Genomic DNA, 17,147 nt, shown 5'->3' on the forward strand with positions numbered 1-17,147 from the left:
GTGTTGCGAGCGCGTGCAAAGGCGGCTCCGGTTACAGATTGTGAGCGAAGTGAAAGCTATCCACATAGATGTGGTTGACGCTCGCCCCGGCTTCAAGAAACCGCCCACGTGCCGCGCCGATCATCGCCGGCGAGCCGCACAGATAGAGCGCATGTTCTGACAGATCGGGCAGATCTTCGAGTACCGCATCCTGGACATAGCCTCGCCGCCCCGACCAGCTTTCTGCGGCACGCGACAGGACCGGAACAAAGGTGAAATCCTCCAACGCCGCGCCCAACGTGGCGATCTCATCGGCGAGGTAAAGCTCGCTTTCCTCACGCATCCCCCAATAGAGCGCGACGGGTGGACAGTCCGGATCACCCTTAAGCGCCGCAAGCATGGCGCGCAGCGGCGCGATGCCCGTGCCTGTGGCGACCAAAACGAGGGGGCGAAAATCATCGAGACGCAGGCGGAACAGCCCATGCGGTCCATGCAGCGCCACGACCTCCCCGCATTTGAGCGCCGGGACGATGCCAGCGGTGAACATTCCGCCGGGGATGGTGCGGATGTGCAATTCGATCATGGTCTCATCTGGGGCAGAGGCAATCGAAAACGACCGCGTGGCACCGCTCTGTGTGACCACATCCACATATTGCCCCGGAAGAAACGCCGGCATGCCGCCAACAGGCGACAACCGCAGCCGGGTGATGTCACCGCAAACCTGATCGACGGCCAAAACCTGAGCCGTGATTTGGGACGGTTCGGGGCGATCTGTTGGCATCAACGGCGCTTCGATCACGAGGTTGGTTTGCGCCCGCGCCTGACAGGCCAGCGCAAAACCACAGCCGCGCTCCTGGTCGCTCAATCCAATGGGATCATCCGCATAGGCGACACCGCCCGCCAAAACCCGTACCCGGCAAGAGCCACAGAACCCGGTCTTGCACTCATGGGCCAACTCAATCCCGGCGTTCAAAGCCGCCGCGAGCACGGATTCATGCGGTTGGACCGGAAAGGTCTTGCCGGTTTCGGCCAGGGTCACATGCAGAGCCGCAGTTTCCGACGTGCCCTCTTCGACTTTGTGAACTGCGCGAATGATAGTCATGATGGCCTCACTTTTTGATGTCGGCGGCGACAAGAACCTCATGCCCTTGCGGGCTCAAAAGATCGGACAGGGCTTGCAGCGCCGCAACGCCTGCGGCTGTGTCCTGTTCGCCATTGCCGCCCGACAGGCCAACGCCGCCAACGACCTCGCCATCGACGACAATCGGAAAGCCGCCAACGAAAACGGCGAACTTGCCATCAAAGGACAATTGGATACCAAAGGCCTCATTCCCCGGCAGCGCCGGACCGTTGGGGGCCTTGTTGAACAGATGGGTCGAACGTTTGTGCGTGGCCGCCGTAAAGGCCTTATTCCAACTGATTTGCGGGCCTGTGACGCGCGCACCATCCATACGTTCGATCAGGATCGGGAATCCCCCATCATCCGCGATGCAAATTGTTTCGAGCACCCCGATTTCTTTGGATTTTTCAACAGCGGCCGCGATCATCACGCGCGCCTCTTCGGACTGAAGTCTGAGGACAGTTTTCAATGGATCATCTCTTGAGTTGTGCGATTGTAACTTTTATTTTGTATACTGTTTTCAAAAATAGCCCGCTTATGCAACATATTTTTAGCGAAATACGCCAAATAACTCTTCATATGTCATTTTTTAGTATACCAAATGATATATGTTTCAAAAGCAAACGCCAGACAGGACACAGATCACCTCTGTCCTGCGGATGAAAACCGCGATTCCCGCCGGTTACCCCAAGCCCTGCCCAGGACCCGATCATGCCGCCTCACGACTTGGCAAGCCGCTTTGCTATCTGGTATACAACTTCATGAAACGCGCGCGGCCCACCCCGACCGCGCGCCACAAAAGAGACGGCAGGACAACAGATGACAGTGGCTCTGGGAGACGCGCACACACCATTGACGAAAATGGTCAAGGATGCGCTACGCCAACGGATTTTGAACGCCGAATTCGAAACCGGCGCCCGCCTTGTCGAAGGTCGGATTTCCGAGGAAATGGGCGTGTCGCGCATGCCCGTGCGCGAGGCGTTGCGGGAACTGGCCGCCGAAGGTCTGGTCAAGATCATTCCCCGGCGCGGGGCGACCGTCTCGATGCCCGCGCCCGATCAGAAAATGGAATTGATCGAAGTGCGCGCGACGCTTGAATCGCTCAATGCCAAGCTCGCGGCCAAGCGCAAAGACCCAGAGCGGATCGCCGAATTGCAGCGTGTTCTTGCGGCGGGCGAAAACGCCATCGAAGAGGGTGATTTTAGCCAAATCAGCGCCCATAACGACGCGTTTCACACCGCACTTGGTCAGGTGTCGGGCAATGCGACCCTTCAGGACCTGATCCGCACGCTGCGCGACCAAACCGCGATGCTGTTTAAGCAAGATGACCCGGTGAAAGTGTCAAAGAGCTGGCAGGAGCACGCCGACATTCTGCGCGCGGTGATTGCCGGAGACGAAGAACTTGCAGCCCTTTTGGCGGCGCGCCACGTGTATAATTCGGTCGACACGCCGGAGGCGACAGACGAGGTCTAAGGCCCCGCAGATCCACCTCAAAATGCCGCCCGCAGCAAAAGCCCGACCGCGCTGAGGGCGGACAGCCCCAAAAGCACATGACGGATCGCGCCTTTTGGCACATGCCGCGCAAGGTGTGTTGAAACGGTGAAACCCAAAAGCAGCGCAGGCAGTAACAACAGACCCAACAGCAGTTGATGTAGGCCAAAGCGCCCCACCGACGCCAGCAACAGCAGCGAGGTTGTCGCACCAAAAAAGAAGGTGAAATTCAGCGTCGCCCGCAAGGTGGCGGGGGCCGCGTTTTGCATGACGATCGCGTAGGGCGGCGCGCCCGAAGAGGTGATCGTGCCCATAATGCCCGACGTGATCCCAGCCGCCCCCAACGTGCGCCAATTGGCAACGATCCTCAGGCCACTATAGCTCAGCGCCACGCCCAATAAGATCAGCACCGCGAAGAGAATGTAAAAGCTTGTCGCACTCAACAGTGTCATCACGGCCACGGCGATGAAATTGCCAATCACCCGGCCTGTGATCATCATGCCCGCCGATTTGTAATCGATCGCGGAGCGTTCGCGCAGAACCACCATGACCGACAGGCATCCCCCCAGAACCAGCAGCGGGCCGGGTGCCATTTCCGGGAAAAACAGCGCCGACAGCGGGGCCGAGAACATGGCAAAGCCCAAGCCCCCCACGCCTTGGAGAATGGCGGCGACAAAGACCATCGCCACCATGCCCAAGACATGCAGGGTCAATAGATTTCCGCCGATCAGATCGTGGACAAACTCCATTCAGCCCCCCAGGTAGACGCTTTTGATCCGGCTGTAGAAGTCCATCACATTGGCCCCGCCTTGCTCTTTCGCGCTTTGGTTGGAGGAATGTTTGAACCCGCCGAAGGGGGCGTTGAGCGCCACACCCGTGGTCGGGCTGTTGACCTTGACCACACCGTGCTGGGTTTTCTGCGCAATTTTGAGAATGGACGCCATGTCATTGGACACAAGGGAGATGGCCAGACCGTATTCGGTATCATCCGCGATCTCGATCGCCTCATCGACGCTATCGACAGCTCGCACAGCCACGACCGGCGCGAAAATTTCGTCGCGCAAAAGACGGCTGTCTGCGGGCACGTCTGCGATCACGGTCGGACGGATAAAGAAACCATTGGCGAGATCAGAAGAGGCCTCTGGCAGGCCGCCGGTGGTGATCCGCCCGCCTTCCTGCTTGGCGATGCAAGGTAGGCTTTGACCTTATCAAGCTGCGCACTGGTGGCCAGCGGCCCCATATTGACGCCTTCGCGCGTGCCTGCACCGATGGTGATCCCAGCAGCAGCCACCGACAATTTCTCGACCAGCGCGTCATAATGGGTGCGCGCCACAAGCACGCGGCTTGTGCCGGTACAGGCCTGACCCGTCAGACCAAAAGCGCCGCGCCGAATGATGTCCACCGCGCGATCCAGATCGGCATCTTCCAACACAACAGTGGCGTTTTTGCCGCCCATTTCCAACTGACACCGGGTATCTGTGGTCAAAGCGGACGCGATTTGCATCCCCACCCCGTAAGATCCGGTAAAGGTCAGCGCGTCGATCCCCGGCGTCGAGGTGATGGCCTGGCCCACGGTAGCGCCGCGACCGTGAATAAGGGCGATGAGGCCTTTTGGCAGCCCCGCATCCAACAACACCTCAACTAGGCGCTGACCCATCAAGGGGGTCATTTCGGACGGCTTAAAGATCACCCCATTGCCCGCCGCAAGCGCAGGCGCGATTTTGCGCGCCGCCATCGACAGCGGGAAATTCCAAGGCGTGATCACAGCGACAACCCCCACAGGCTGGCGCAGCGTCAGTGCGATTTGCCCCTCAGGCATCGGGAAACTTTCGCCCTTCAGACGCAACGCCTCCCCCGCATAAAACCGAAAATTGGCGGCGATCCGGCTGGTTTCATTGCGCGCCTCGGTGAGGGTCTTGCCCTCCTCGCGGGTCAGTTCCGCGGCGATGGCGTCAATGCGCGACGAGATAATATCGGCCGCTTTGTAAAGCACATCCGCCCGCGCCTCCGGGCCTTTGGCGGCCCATGCCGGCCACGCGGCGGACACGGTTTCGACGGCGGCGGCCACATCCTCCATCCCGCCATTCGGAAACAGGCCGATGAGGTCGGTTTGGTCGGCGGGATTGCGGTTTTCAAACGTCTCGCCGGAGAGGGCCGGAACCCAGTCCCCGCCAATAAAATTGAGATAAGACATGTTTGCCCCTTGTGTCGCGCCGCCCATTCAGGCGCGCTTTTGCGTTTCTTTTGAAGGGGTTTCACCCCAAGACACTTTCACATCGCCACGCACGAAGGTCTGGCAGGCCATGCGAAACCCATTGGCCACATCTTCGTCGGTGAGATGTTTGCGCTCTTTGGCTTTCACGTCGTCGGTATGCTCCAACCCCTCGACCACTTTGCAGCGACAGGTGCCGCAAAATCCGCCGCCGCATTTGAACGGAATACCGCCCTTTTCGCGCAGCGAGGCGCGCAAAAGATTGCTGCCCGCATCGACAGAAATGGTTTTGTTGTCGTTGGGAATAAAGGTGATGTTGATCTTATCCATGGCCTGTCTTTGTGCGTTCTATGATTTGGTCAGGCGACCGGGGGAGACGATTTGGCGCGGCTCACACGGCGCGCAGCTCGATATCCATGCTGCCGAAATGGGTCAGAACATTCAGTTCCGCCCGCGCCTCTTCGACCGTGTCAAAGGACTCGAACATTTTGCACGGCACCTTGTTGACGATATGCGGCGGCTCGTCTTCGACGATGGTGATGCGGTCGGCATCGACGATCTCGGCAATGGTGAAATTTGCGCGCTTGCGACCATAAAAAATGTAATCATAGGATTCGATGAGCACGACGCCATCGCCCATGATTGTGCGGAATTCATCGGGTTTGGTGGTCAGAATGACATACATGAGACAGCCCTCGGCAAGGATAAAGGAAGCACCGCCCCTTGGGGCGATACAAAGACTTAGACGTCTTGTGCGAGTTCGATATCTTCGGTGACCCAGAGCTGACACGCGAGGCGGTAGCCCTCGTCCAATCGTTCACCAAGTTGGCGTTTCTCTTTCCAGTTTGGCGGCTCCAAATGGTCCGCCCCGGCCAGAATGCGACAGGTACAGGTCGAGCATTTGCCCATGCCGCATTTATAGGCCAGATTGGGGAACGGAAACTTACGGATTCCGGCGCTGACCACAAGGTTGGTTTTAGGCGCAACGTCGCCCTCAAACACCTCGCCGCCCTTGTGCAAGATAACTTTTGGCATGAGATTTTCCGGCTGGGAGAGGCGGGCCGAAACCCACCTCTCAGGGGTCAGATCAGGCGGCGAGGCCCAGGTCGGAGAGCGGGATTTCTGCGCCCACATACTCATTATAGAGTGCCGTGGTATAAAGCAGACGCATCTGCGCGCCGATTTCACAGATTTTCAAACATTTCTGCTGAAGCTCATAGGTGCGGGCGTGTTCCAGAACGATCTGATAGCCGCGCTCGCCGTGGATTTCATCAGAGACGATGTGCAGATCGAAGAATTCGACCTCTTCGTCGGTGAAACCGTATGTGTCGCGCAATGTCGGAGTTTGCTTGCGGTAGATCGACGGCACCTGGCTTTCGAGACCCACAACAAGGCCCGCGATGGCAACGATCGGATCTTCGCGCATCGCCACAGTGTAGCACCACGCCTGAAGTGCACGTGTGGTGGCGGTCATGTTGTCCGGGTTGAGGATGCGCGCGCGATTTGTGCCACAGGCTTCGCCAAAACGGATCAAAAGATCGGTGTGACGATCTGCCGCCAGCTCTTCTTCATACATGTTCTGAAGCATGAAATCTTTGGCTTCTTCGAACTCTGCGGGAAGGCGTGCGTAGACATATGCGAGGTATTCGGCGAAGGGGCCGACATAGTGATAATGGTTTTCACACCAGCGCGCGAGATGGTCGCGCGACAGTTTTCCGCTCGCCCAAGCAAGGCTAAACGGGGACGCGTTGGCGGTGTTGCCCTTGATGGCTGTTTCGAGGGCTGTGCGTAGTTCATCGGGATTCAGGACTTGGCCCATTTCCGTCTCTCCGTGTTGGTTTTTATCTGTGCGGGACCCTGCCGACACCAGCAGATTGCAAGAGTCTTTGAGCTCCTATAGTCACCATACTGTATACCAAATTTAAGGTCTACAGCTTATTGCACGATGATCCAAAAAGTTAAAATTTACTCATCACCATGTTTTTAATGTATTTTTTAATTTTATGCAAAAATAACACTCACTGTTAGAAATACAAATTACATACTTTTTTGAATTTATATGTCAGATTGCCGAGAGAGAATCTCCGACACAAGGACGTCACCCCACCATGACCAAAGCCCCCGCCCCGACCGCCCTCAAAAGCGCGACCGAAGCCGTCGCCACCGGACATCCGCGTGCTGCCGCTGCCGCCATGGCGATGCTCGCACGCGGCGGAACCGCCGTTGATGCCGCGATTGCGGCGGATGCAGTGCTTGGTGTGGTGGAACCGATGGCGACCGGGCTGGGCGGTGACAGCCTTGCCATGCTGCTGCCCCCCAATGAGGCCCCGCTGACTTATAATGGCACCGGGTGCGCGCCGATGGCGCTGACCCCCGATCATGTGAGAGCCTTCCCAGATCAAAAAATCCCCGAACGCCACCCCTATGCGGTCACCACGCCCGGTCTGGCACGCGGCTGGGGGGATTTGCACGCCCGTTTTGGTCGCCTGCCCTTTGCCGATCTGCTCGCTCCTGCGATTGAGCTTGCGCGCGATGGTTTTGATGTTGCGCCCGTTTGCGCGCGTGAATGGGCGATTTTTGCGCATATCATTCAAAACGACCCGGCGTCGAACTTGATATATCACGGCGCGAACATCCCAAAGGCCGGGGACCGTTTTGCCAATCCCGCATTGGCGGATCTTTTGGCCTCCATCGCTACCCACGGCCCGGATGCGTTTTATAAAGGTGTGGCGGCAGAGGCGATCGAACGAGCCGCACGGGCGCGCGGCGCGCTTTTGACCGTCGAAGACCTTGCCACGCATGAGGGCTTTTTTGATGTTCCGGTGCGGCGCATGTTCAAAGGCATCGAAATTCTCGAATGCCCGCCCAACACCCACGGCATCGGCGTGCTCAAGGCGCTTGAGACACTCGACACACTGGACCTGCCGATGGACGATCCTATGAGCATGATCGAGGTGGTCAAAGCCACCCGTGACGGCATGAAATACGCTCGCAACACCGTCGCCGATCCGTCCGGCAATACCGTATGCACCGCCATTGTTGATCGCGAGGCTTTGCCGTCACCCTGATGAGCAGCGTCTTCAAACGGTTTGGATCGGGCATTGGCGTGCCGGAACTGGGCATTTGCTTGCAAAACCGCGGCCACGGATTTTCCGCACCGGGGCATATCAATGGTGTGGCGGGTGGCAAGCGGCCCTACCATACCGTCATCCCGGCGGCGGCGCTCAAGGATGGCGCGTTTCATGCAGTCTTTGGCGTGGTCGGCGGGTTGATGCAGCCGCAGGGCCATATTCAGCTGATGCTGCGCGTGGCGGCATGGGGGCAAGACGTGCAAGAGGCGATCAATGCGCCGCGCTGGCGACTTGAAAGCGACACGCGCATCGCCCTTGAGCCGGGCAGTGATCCGGCCTTTGCCACGGCGCTCAAAGCGGCAGGGTTTGAGGATGCGACGGGCGCGGGTGAATTGGGCGGGCGCAGTGACTTTGGCGGGGCGCAATGCGTCGTGCGCGCGCCCGATGGCGGGCTGATCGCCGGGTCGGACCCACGCAAGGACGGCACGACATTGGGGCGCTAAACCACAAGAAACCAAACCATTAAAAACCAAAAGGGGCGCTCCAAGGGGCGCCCCTTTTATGATCCGTGAGACCAATCTTACGTCATTCCAACATGCCAACAGGCGGCCCAATGCCCCCCCTCATGTTTGGCAAAAGGCGGCGCTTCGCGTTGGCAATGCCCGCCAGCCTTGTCACAGCATTTTCGATACCGACACCCGACCCCATCAAAGGCTAAGGTCTGGGTCGGCAGGGTCTTGGGCGCATTCACCCCGCCGTTGCGACGATGGCTTGGATCGGGCTCCGGCACCGCAGACAACAACACCTTGGTATAGGGATGTTCCGGCGCCTCATAGATTGCGTCTCGACCCGCCATTTCCACCATATGCCCGCGATGCAGAATCGCGATGTCATGGGAAATATGGCGCACCACGGACAGGTCGTGGGCGATGAAAACATAGGTCAGCCCCAATTCCTGTTGCAAATCCTGCATCAGGTTCACCACCTGCGCGCGCACCGACACATCCAGCGCCGAGACAGGTTCGTCGGCGATGATGAGCTGCGGTTTGAGCGCCAGTGCCCGCGCGATGCCGATGCGTTGCCGTTGGCCACCGGAAAAACTGTGCGGAAACCGGTCGATGGTCTCCACGGGCAGGTTCACCAAGCGCAACAGCTCGACCACCTGATCGCGCGCCTCGTCGATGGAGGACACCAGACCATGCACCAACAGAGGTTCAGCAATGAGTTCAAGCACCGTCATCCGCGGATTGAGGCTGGTGTAAGGGTCTTGGAAAATGAGCTGAATGTTGCGGGTCAGACGCCGCAGCGCCTCACCTTTGACGGCCGTGATATCCTTGCCCTCAAAAAACACCCGCCCGTTCGACAAGGCAGGCGGCGCATGATCGCACGGCCCAGCGTGGACTTGCCGGAACCGGACTCGCCGACAAGGCCAAGCGTCTTTCCACGCGCCAAATCAAAGGTGATATTGTCGAGCGCCTGGACCTTTTTCGGTGGCCCCCAAAGGCCTTCGCGTGGACCATCGAAGGTCACGCACAGCCCGCGCACCGATAAAATCGGCGGCTCGGATGGCACAGGTTGGGCGGGGTTGAATCGGTTGGATAAATCGGTCATCGGGCATGGACCTCCGTGGTTTTCGCCACATCTGCCCAAGCCGGAAGTGAGGGCGTCCAACAGGACACCGACCCGCCCGCTGGCGTTTCTTGCCGGGCGGGTTTGGTGTCGCATTGGCGTGACGCGACCGGACAACGCGACTGAAACGCGCAGCCTTTTGGCGGGTGCAACAGGCTCGGCGGCGCGCCCTCGATGGACACGAGCCGATCACGACGATCGTCCAGACGCGGGGTCGAGCGAATGAGGCCTTGGGTGTAAGGATGTTCGGCCTGCTCAAACACGGTGGCCGCACTGCCCGCCTCGACAATCGAGCCCGCATACATCACCGCTACCCGCTCACATAGCCCGGCCACGATGCCAAGATCATGAGTGATCAAAACAATGGACAGCCCCATGGATTTTTGCAAATCGGCCAAAAGATCAAGCACTTGCGCCTGAATGGTCACATCAAGCGCGGTGGTCGGTTCGTCCGCGATCAAAAGCTCCGGCTCACAGGCGATGGCCAGAGCGATCATCACGCGCTGGCGCATCCCGCCGGAAAACTCATGCGGATATTGCGCCATACGGCGGCGCGGTTCGGTGATGCCAACGGCCTCCAGCAACTCTACCCCGCGCGCAAAGGCTTGGGGTTTCGAGAGCTTCATATGCCGCCGCAATACCTCAACCAGATGCGCGCCGATGGTCATCAGCGGGTTGAGCGAGGTCATCGGATCCTGGAACACCATCGACAGGGACTTGCCGCGTAAACTGGCCGCCTTTTTTTGCCCTTCCGGCGTCAAAAGCGACTGGCCTTTCCAAAGAATATCCCCCGAGACGATAGATCCCGGCAGGCCAATAAGCCCCATGACAGCCTGCGCCGTCACGCTTTTGCCGGAGCCACTTTCACCGACCAGCGCCAAAGTTTCCCCCGGCATGACCGAAAAAGAAACCCCGCGCAGGCCCTGAACGAGACCCGACATTGTATCGAATTCCACATGAAGATCGCGGACTTCCAGGATGGGAGTGGGTTGTGCGTATGCCATTTTTTTCACTTTCCGATCTGATCTGATGTCAGGTCTTTTTTGCGCGCCGCATTTTGGCGGCACGGCCACGGGCGTAGCGTTTTTCACGTTCGGCAGGTTCCGTCGTGACGCGCAGCCAGTTGGCGAAAAGGTTGATTGAAAGCACCGTCATCGCGATGCAAAGCCCCGGGAAGGTGATCGGCCACCACGCGATCATCATGTAGTTTTTGCCACCCGCTACATCGAGGCCCCAACTTGTCGCCGGGGGTTGCACCCCGAGACCCAGAAATGAGAGCGCCGCTTCGGCCAAAATAATGTTGGTGAACTCAAGGATCGCCAGCGTGAGGAGCGGCGAAATCAAGTTTGGCAGGATGTGTTTGAGGATAATCCGCGCGCTTTTGCAACCAACGACCTCTGCCGCTTCGACAAAGGGCGTTTGGCGCAGCGACATCACGATCCCACGCACGACGCGGGTGTAGATCATCCAGTTGGAAAAGGTCAAAACGATGATGATCGTCGCGGTGGATGGCCCGATCACGGCGACCAAAAGCAGGGTCAAAAGCAGGCCCGGAAAGGCGACCTGAACATCGACGACCCGCATGATCAACGCATCGGTCAACCCGCCTTTGTACCCCGCCAAAAGCCCGGCCATGACGCCGAAAGACCCGGCCAGCGCCACAACGGACACGGAGACCAACAAGGACGAGCGCGCGCCAAACAAGAGCCGAGAAAGAATGTCGCGGCCCAGCATGTCGGTGCCAAGCAAATGGCCGCTGACGCTGCCCTCCATCCAAATCGGCGGTTTGAGCCGGGCCAACACCGATTGCGCCGCCGGATCATGGGGTGCCAGCAGAGGCGCAAACAGGGCGGCGAGCACCAAAAGGACGAGAAAGGCAAAGCCGGTAAAGCCCGCCTTGTCCCGCCACAGCTCTTTGAGAAAGCGCCCGAGGGGTGCGACTGACATGAGAGCCCCTTGTATCATGGAGGGTGTCGTGGAACGGTCAGACATCGAGGATGAGGTGATTGTCATGGGTCAAGCCTCCTTGATCCGTGGGTCGATCAGTTTAAACAGCACATCGAGCCCAATATTGACCAAGACGATGCCGACAGCGACGACAAAAACGATGGCTTGCAGTAAGAACAGATCGCTGTGGTTGATCGCCTTCATCGCGGTGAAGCCAAGGCCAGGCCAGGCAAAAACCGTCTCGACCACCACCGTGTAACCCGCCCATGCGCTGATCACTTCCCAGCCGACGAGCGTTAAAACCGGCACAAGCGCGTTGCGCATGGCGTGTTGAAACAGCACCCGGCCAAACGGCATTCCGCGCGCTTTTGCGGTGCGTACATATTGTTGGTTCAACTCGTTGATCACCGAGGAGCGCACCAGCATCATGATCCGCGCCATTGAGGGTACCGCCAACGTGATCGCCGGAAGGATCATATGGGCGAGTGAGCCGGAGCCAAAGGTCGGCACCCAACCAAGCCCCACCGCGAACACCATGATCAGCAAAAGCCCAAGCCAGAATTGCGGCACGGACAGCCCCGTCAGGCTCAGCCCGACAACGACACGGTCAAACAGACCATCCGGGCGCACGGCCGCCAAAGCGCCAAGCGGAATACCAACCACCGTCGCCAGCAACAGCCCCACCCCGATCAGTTCGAGGGTTTTGGGCAGTTTTTCAAGCACCACCTCAAGCGCCGCGCGGCGCTGCCACAGGCTTTCGCCAAAATCAAACCGCATTAGATCGCCAACAAAACTGATGAACTGCGCATCCAGCGGGCGATCCAGCCCGAATTGTTGCTCAAACGCGGCGCGTTGTGCATCCGTGGCCGACAGCGGCAACATCACTTGCGCCGGATCGCCAATCATTCGGGTTGCGACAAACACCACAATCGTTACGCCAAGCACCACAAGGAATCCCTGAAGAGATCGCCTTAATATGAACGTCCCCATGAGTCCGCTCCATTCCTGAAAATTGCGAGGGGCAGAGCCGACCTATGGTCCGCTCTGCCTGTGAGGTTGGAAAATATCGACCGATCACTCGATCACGGACATTTCCTTGACCAAAAGTTTGGCGTCGATGCGGGGCGTCCAATTCAACCGCTCGCTGAGACCATAAACGTCTTCTTGATTGAGCAGCGGTGCCAAGTAGTCAAGATCATAGGCCTTTTGCGTGATCTCGTCATACAGCGCGGCGCGGGCCTCGACATCGGTCTCGGAACGGGCAGCCTGAATGGCGGCGGCCATCTCTTCATCGACGTTGGAGGCATAGCTTGCGCCAAATTCCAAAGCTGCGGTCAGCGGACGGTCCGCATCAAGCAACTCGTCGGAATTGGTCACAAAAATTGCGTCAGGACGGCTGTTCTTATCAAAGAGCTGATTGAGGTATTCGCCGAATTCCTCGATGCGTATGTCCACATCCAGACCGATTTCCGACCAATACGACCCCACGGCCTCGATCAACTCGCGGTCTTTCAACCACCGGCCAGATTCCCCGACGAGGGTGATCTTTTTACCCGTGGCCCCCGCCTCTTCGATCAGCGCCTTGGCTTGCTCTGGATCATAGCTGTAGGCGGGCAAGCTGGTGTTAAAGCCAAAACTTTTCGGGTTCACAAGCTGGCCTTTGACCGGCTGTGCATTGCCGACAAACAAGGCCTCGGCCAAAGCCGCACGGTCAATCGCAAGGTTCATCGCCTTGCGCACTTTCGGGTCCTGCATCACCGGATTGGCCGTGGACAGCACCAGCGTCGAGGTCTCAAGCCCCTGCGCGGTGATCGCTTTTGGCACGGCTGCGGCAAATTCGGGGTAGAGGTTGCGGATCACGTCCAACTCCCCGGCCATCAACCCCGACAGGCGCGTGCCCGGCTCGCTAACAAAGCGATAGGTGACATCGTCGATCTCCGGCACATCGCCCCAATAGGCGTCATTGCGCACCAACGTGATGCTTTCACCACGCTCCCAACCGGAGATCTCATAAGGACCCGTGCCGATGGGCTTCATGCCAAATTCGGGATCTGCGGAATAACTCGCCGGAACCATTTTCATCCAATACATCCGCGCCGGCAGCACCGGGTCGGGGGATTTGGTGGTGATATGCACGGTCAGATCGTCCACTTTTGTGGCGCTTTCAATCGTGCCCAGATAGGCCATTTGTTCCGAATTGTAATCCGGGTTGATGATCCGCAGGACAGAGGTGACAACGGCATCGGCATTGAACGGCTCGCCGTTGGTAAAACTGACATCGGGCTTCAGCTTGAATTCCCAGGTCAGCGCATCGACCTGTGTCGGCATCTCTGCGGCAAGGCCAGGGATGAGCACGCCATCAGGGGTGCGCTCCAACAGCGTTTCAAAAATATTGTCGGTGATGGCCCGCTCCGCCCCGTCGTCGCGCTGTTGCGGGTCGAGGGTGGTCGGCTCAGACCCGATGGCAATGGTCAGTCCGGCGGCATAGAGCGGGACGGCGGCGCTTAGAAAGAGCGAGGATAAGAGCGCACGCGAAAGCGTGGCCCGGAAAGCGGTGCGTGTAAGTGCGTTCATCTTTTTTCCCGTTGGCTAAGGAGGTCATGGCCTGATTGGCTCAGGTGTTTTTTTGACGAGTCCCGACATTCCCTGACCCAGCCTAGGAAGCAGTCGAAAAAACTGTCAACGACTTCGTGACAACAAAAAGGCCAGGGGACGGCAGCTTTCAACTTTCGCACAATTATTATGCAAAATCACCACACCTCAGGCGTCGAACACGCGAAACAGAATACGAAACGCGGGGCGTGAGCGCGGAAAATCCCAAAATCTGTATCCAATATTGCAGTGCAGCAGAATCGGAAGAGAGCGTTTCACCAAACGATGCCCCGCACGGATTCAGCCGCCTAGAGACGCTACTTACGTTAAAAATAAAGGCATGCCGCATGACGTAGCGTTAGATAGTGTGCATTTTCCGACCAAACAACTCGGTAGTCTGAAAAGTCTGAAAATCACTTGTCAGTCAATTTAGTATACCATATACAAAAAATTGAGTTTAGGCATTCCCACCCCTCAAGCTCCAAAATACGCCGCACAAAGTGCCGCACTGCGACTGACAGATCCCATATGACTGCCCCGCCCGACGCGTTCGGCGCGGCGCTTTCAAGGCGGCTGACCGAAAGATTGCGGCGGACACGCGCAACGAAAGACATGACTGACCCAATGAAACGCACCCTCCTAATCACCGGCGCTGCGAGCGGCATCGGCGCAGCCATCGCCCGGCGCTCTGCCGCTCCTGACACCGCCCTTCTGCTTCACACGGGCAAAAACGCCGACGCTCTTGACGCGGTCGCCCAAGACTGCCGCGCGGCGGGTTCAGACGTGGTGTTGGAACTCGGCGACCTTGCTGATCCTGCCACATGCAGCCGCTTGATCGCCTCGGCTCAATCCGCGTTCGGCCAGATCGACCAGATCGTCAGCAACGCTGGAAAGGCTTCAAAGGCCCCTTTCGGCAGCTTCACCCATGATGATTTGATGCGCGACTTTGCGATGATGCCCGGCGCATTTGCGCTTTTGGCGTCAGAAGCCCTAAGCGATCTTGAACGCTCGCCCTGCGGTCGCGTGGTCGCCATCAGCTCTTTCGTCGCCCATGTTCACGGCAAAGCGGGCACAAGCTTTCCCACCACTTCCGCCGCCAAGGCGCCCTAGAGGCCTTGGTTGCCGCCCTTGCGCTGCAACTTGCGCCCTCAGGCACAACAGTGAATGCGGTGGTACCGGGCTTCACCCGCAAACAGGGCGGTGGCCATCTCGCGGTGTCAACAGACACTCTGTCTGCCGCCATGGCCGCCACCCCCACCGGGCGGCTCACCGAACCCACCGACATCGCTGCAACCGTCGCCTTCTTGCTGTCCTCAGAGGCCAGTCAGATCACCGGCGCGACCGTGCATGTCGATGGCGGCTTAACCCTAGGCTGATCCAGACCATGACCGACATCACGCTCTACCTCGAACTGGCCGCCGTGCTCATCGCCACCGGTTTCATCGCGGGCATTATTGCCGGACTTTTGGGCCTCGGTGGTGGCATTGTTCTTGTCCCCGCCTTTTATTTTCTCTTTTCCTCAATGGGATATGAGAGCGCGCATCTGATGCAGGTCTGCGTTGCCACCTCGTTGGCCACCATTGTCGTGACCTCCCTGCGCTCGGTTCAATCGCATCGCAAACGCGGCACGGTCGATATGGACATCCTGAAAACTTGGGCGCCCGGCATCGTGATCGGCGCGGTGATTGGCGCTTTCGTCGCCACCCGGCTGTCCTCGCAAATCCTGTTGGGCATTTTCGGTGTCTTGGGCATGATCGTTTCGGCCCAAATGGCCTTTGGCGGCCTCAAAGAGACCGGAACCGAACGCCTGCCGCGCGAACCGTTTCGCTCGGCGTTGAGTTCGGCCATCGGTTTTCTGTCGGTGCTCATGGGCATCGGCGGCGGCTCTTTTGGGGTGCCGGTCCTGACGCTATCGGGCCTGACGATGCACCGCGCGGTCGGCACGGCGGCGGGCTTTGGCCTTTTGATCGCGCTGCCATCTTCGGTGAGTTTCGCGCTGCATGGCTGGGCACTTGAAGGCAAGCCACCCTTTTCGCTGGGCCTTATCAACCTCCCGGCCTTTGCCGCCACCATCGCGATGACGCTGATCTCCGCTCCAATGGGCGTGGCCTTGGCGCATCGACTTCCGGCGCAAAAGCTCAAACGGATTTTCGCCGTCTTCCTGTTGATCACCGCGGCGCGGATGTTGATGAAAGCCTTTTCAATGTGACCAGTGGCGCACGGGCGTTACGCGATGGTCACGCCCGCCCCACCCAGAATACGCCGCACCGTGCCCACGGCAGACCGCGGCGTATAGGCCCCGCTCACCCCGCCCAAGGACTGCGACGCCACGTGGATGTCCCATTCAAGCCCCTGCCCTTCAACGTGAATATGATGCTCCATCGTCTTTTTACCCGGCTCGGCCACCACTCGGCTGACCGTGCGGTCAAATCCAAGCCCGGCCAGTGCAACGGCGGCATGCACGTTCACATTGCGCGGGAATGTAAGACAGGCCTCACGCGCCGAGCCTTCAAAAACCGCCCCCTCGGCCGTCTCAGACAGGCCAAGGCTCGGCCCGCTTTTGATCGTCGTGATGCTCACGCGTTCAATCACATCGCGCCCATCGGCCAAACCATCCAGCGCCAGAACGGCACCATGCGGGACAAAAAACCGCGTGCCATGTGTGGCACAGGCCGTGCGCAACGCCTGCTCGGTCTGCTGCACGGACAGCGCGGTACAGCTAAACCCGCACAGATCGCTTTTGGCCAAGATCGCCGCGCCGTGTTCGTGGATCACCTCCGGCACGGCGGCTTCGATCACCAAGTCCACATCTCGGGCCAGCGCCTGCGCCATGTCCGTCAGGATCAGCGCCTCGGGCACCCCTTCGGGACGGCGCCGACCGGCCAGCATATAGGAGATCTCAACCCCCGCCATCTCGGCCAGGGCCTCGTAGATGGCGCAGCCGATTTTACCCGCACCAATGATGCCAATTTTACGCTGCGAAGCACTGTGATGTTCGGTCATGGAGGCGGGCCTTTTGTCAGGAGGAAAGCTCACCAAAACAACCATCAAAATGAATTTTTGTAAATAAAAAACAACATCTTAAATCACATTTAACACCCCTAAA

General features: G+C 58.7%; 21 protein-coding genes and 1 pseudogene. 6 read left to right on the forward strand and 16 right to left on the reverse strand.

What is annotated here, in order from left to right; translation table 11 throughout:
* Positions 1–31: 31 nt before the first annotated feature.
* Together C8029_RS06165 and C8029_RS06170 are read right to left on the reverse strand one after the other, a co-directional pair.
* Complete coding sequence (locus C8029_RS06165) at positions 32–1,081, reverse strand: 2Fe-2S iron-sulfur cluster-binding protein (RefSeq protein ID WP_009572122.1); 1,050 nt, start codon at positions 1,079–1,081, stop codon at positions 32–34.
* A 7-nt stretch (positions 1,082–1,088) separates the two neighbouring features.
* Positions 1,089–1,568 carry a GlcG/HbpS family heme-binding protein gene (locus C8029_RS06170; protein WP_009572121.1) on the reverse strand — a complete coding sequence of 160 codons (480 nt, stop codon included), beginning with the start codon at positions 1,566–1,568 and terminating at the stop codon, positions 1,089–1,091.
* Positions 1,569–1,918: 350 nt separating this feature from the next.
* Here C8029_RS06170 and C8029_RS06175 point away from each other — a divergent pair, with 350 nt between their 5' ends.
* Positions 1,919–2,572, forward strand: coding sequence for a GntR family transcriptional regulator (locus C8029_RS06175; RefSeq protein WP_009572120.1), 654 nt, complete (start codon positions 1,919–1,921; stop codon positions 2,570–2,572).
* Between the two features lie 17 nt (positions 2,573–2,589).
* Here the strand turns inward: C8029_RS06175 and C8029_RS06180 are convergent, their stop codons facing one another.
* The 7 genes from C8029_RS06180 to C8029_RS06205 all read right to left on the reverse strand — a co-directional run bounded on the left by C8029_RS06180 (position 2,590) and on the right by C8029_RS06205 (position 6,621).
* Entirely contained in the window at positions 2,590–3,339 is a 750-nt protein-coding gene (locus tag C8029_RS06180; protein ID WP_152002483.1) for a sulfite exporter TauE/SafE family protein, read from the reverse strand.
* The gene (locus C8029_RS23085) at positions 3,340–3,675 is read right to left on the reverse strand and encodes an aldehyde dehydrogenase family protein (protein WP_502707584.1); all 336 of its coding nucleotides are present in this window, start codon (positions 3,673–3,675) and stop codon (positions 3,340–3,342) included.
* A gap of 8 nt (positions 3,676–3,683) precedes the next feature.
* Complete coding sequence (locus tag C8029_RS06185) at positions 3,684–4,784, reverse strand: aldehyde dehydrogenase family protein (protein WP_286189742.1); 1,101 nt, start codon at positions 4,782–4,784, stop codon at positions 3,684–3,686.
* Positions 4,785–4,811: 27 nt separating this feature from the next.
* Entirely contained in the window at positions 4,812–5,132 is a 321-nt protein-coding gene (locus C8029_RS06190) for a 2Fe-2S iron-sulfur cluster-binding protein (RefSeq protein ID WP_009572117.1), read from the reverse strand.
* A gap of 61 nt (positions 5,133–5,193) precedes the next feature.
* Positions 5,194–5,487 carry a hypothetical protein gene (locus tag C8029_RS06195; RefSeq protein WP_009572116.1) on the reverse strand — a complete coding sequence of 98 codons (294 nt, stop codon included), beginning with the start codon at positions 5,485–5,487 and terminating at the stop codon, positions 5,194–5,196.
* Positions 5,488–5,543: 56 nt separating this feature from the next.
* Positions 5,544–5,837, reverse strand: coding sequence for a 2Fe-2S iron-sulfur cluster-binding protein (locus C8029_RS06200; RefSeq protein ID WP_009572115.1), 294 nt, complete (start codon positions 5,835–5,837; stop codon positions 5,544–5,546).
* Between the two features lie 52 nt (positions 5,838–5,889).
* Complete coding sequence (locus C8029_RS06205) at positions 5,890–6,621, reverse strand: iron-containing redox enzyme family protein (protein ID WP_009572114.1); 732 nt, start codon at positions 6,619–6,621, stop codon at positions 5,890–5,892.
* A 289-nt stretch (positions 6,622–6,910) separates the two neighbouring features.
* Between C8029_RS06205 and C8029_RS06210 the strand changes: the two genes are divergently transcribed.
* Both C8029_RS06210 and C8029_RS22290 read left to right on the forward strand, forming a co-directional pair.
* Positions 6,911–7,870, forward strand: coding sequence for a gamma-glutamyltransferase (locus C8029_RS06210; RefSeq protein WP_226946251.1), 960 nt, complete (start codon positions 6,911–6,913; stop codon positions 7,868–7,870).
* Complete coding sequence (locus tag C8029_RS22290) at positions 7,870–8,376, forward strand: gamma-glutamyltransferase (protein ID WP_286189743.1); 507 nt, start codon at positions 7,870–7,872, stop codon at positions 8,374–8,376. The genes C8029_RS06210 and C8029_RS22290 overlap by 1 nt, the downstream gene beginning before the upstream one ends.
* Before the next feature lie 77 nt (positions 8,377–8,453).
* On the opposite strand, the gene C8029_RS22910 is transcribed toward C8029_RS22290, so the two are convergent.
* The 6 genes and pseudogenes from C8029_RS22910 to C8029_RS06235 all read right to left on the reverse strand — a co-directional run bounded on the left by C8029_RS22910 (position 8,454) and on the right by C8029_RS06235 (position 14,023).
* Positions 8,454–8,846, reverse strand: a complete 393-nt coding sequence (locus tag C8029_RS22910; protein WP_226946270.1) for an oligopeptide/dipeptide ABC transporter ATP-binding protein — start codon at positions 8,844–8,846, stop codon at positions 8,454–8,456.
* 102 nt (positions 8,847–8,948) lie between these two features.
* A pseudogene (locus C8029_RS22915) lies at positions 8,949–9,598 on the reverse strand (ATP-binding cassette domain-containing protein); the annotation flags it as partial.
* Positions 9,481–10,506: an ABC transporter ATP-binding protein gene (locus tag C8029_RS06220; protein ID WP_009572111.1), complete on the reverse strand. Its 1,026-nt coding sequence runs from the start codon at positions 10,504–10,506 to the stop codon at positions 9,481–9,483. The pseudogene C8029_RS22915 and the gene C8029_RS06220, both read right to left, overlap by 118 nt.
* 28 nt (positions 10,507–10,534) lie before the next feature.
* On the reverse strand, positions 10,535–11,449 hold the full coding sequence (locus tag C8029_RS06225; protein ID WP_198430604.1) for an ABC transporter permease: 915 nt from the start codon (positions 11,447–11,449) through the stop codon (positions 10,535–10,537).
* A gap of 69 nt (positions 11,450–11,518) precedes the next feature.
* Positions 11,519–12,439, reverse strand: coding sequence for an ABC transporter permease (locus C8029_RS06230; protein WP_040402266.1), 921 nt, complete (start codon positions 12,437–12,439; stop codon positions 11,519–11,521).
* Between the two features lie 84 nt (positions 12,440–12,523).
* Positions 12,524–14,023 (reverse strand): ABC transporter substrate-binding protein, encoded by a 1,500-nt coding sequence (locus C8029_RS06235; RefSeq protein WP_009572108.1) that lies wholly within the window; start codon positions 14,021–14,023, stop codon positions 12,524–12,526.
* A 642-nt stretch (positions 14,024–14,665) separates the two neighbouring features.
* Here C8029_RS06235 and C8029_RS22705 point away from each other — a divergent pair.
* Genes C8029_RS22705 through C8029_RS06245 form a run of 3 tightly spaced genes read left to right on the forward strand, consistent with a single transcriptional unit; the run spans position 14,666 to position 16,250 of the window.
* The gene (locus C8029_RS22705) at positions 14,666–15,151 is read left to right on the forward strand and encodes an SDR family NAD(P)-dependent oxidoreductase (RefSeq protein ID WP_286189747.1); all 486 of its coding nucleotides are present in this window, start codon (positions 14,666–14,668) and stop codon (positions 15,149–15,151) included.
* Positions 15,152–15,156: 5 nt separating this feature from the next.
* Positions 15,157–15,417: an SDR family oxidoreductase gene (locus C8029_RS22710; RefSeq protein ID WP_286189748.1), complete on the forward strand. Its 261-nt coding sequence runs from the start codon at positions 15,157–15,159 to the stop codon at positions 15,415–15,417.
* 8 nt (positions 15,418–15,425) lie between these two features.
* A complete protein-coding gene (locus C8029_RS06245) occupies positions 15,426–16,250 on the forward strand; it encodes a sulfite exporter TauE/SafE family protein (protein WP_009572106.1) in 825 nt (274 codons plus the stop codon).
* A 17-nt stretch (positions 16,251–16,267) separates the two neighbouring features.
* On the opposite strand, the gene C8029_RS06250 is transcribed toward C8029_RS06245, so the two are convergent.
* The gene (locus C8029_RS06250; protein ID WP_009572105.1) at positions 16,268–17,044 is read right to left on the reverse strand and encodes an aspartate dehydrogenase domain-containing protein; all 777 of its coding nucleotides are present in this window, start codon (positions 17,042–17,044) and stop codon (positions 16,268–16,270) included.
* Positions 17,045–17,147 lie beyond the last annotated feature (103 nt).

It is taken from the genome of Roseobacter sp. TSBP12, from assembly GCF_009129705.1.
Lineage (GTDB): Bacteria > Pseudomonadota > Alphaproteobacteria > Rhodobacterales > Rhodobacteraceae > Celeribacter > Celeribacter baekdonensis_A.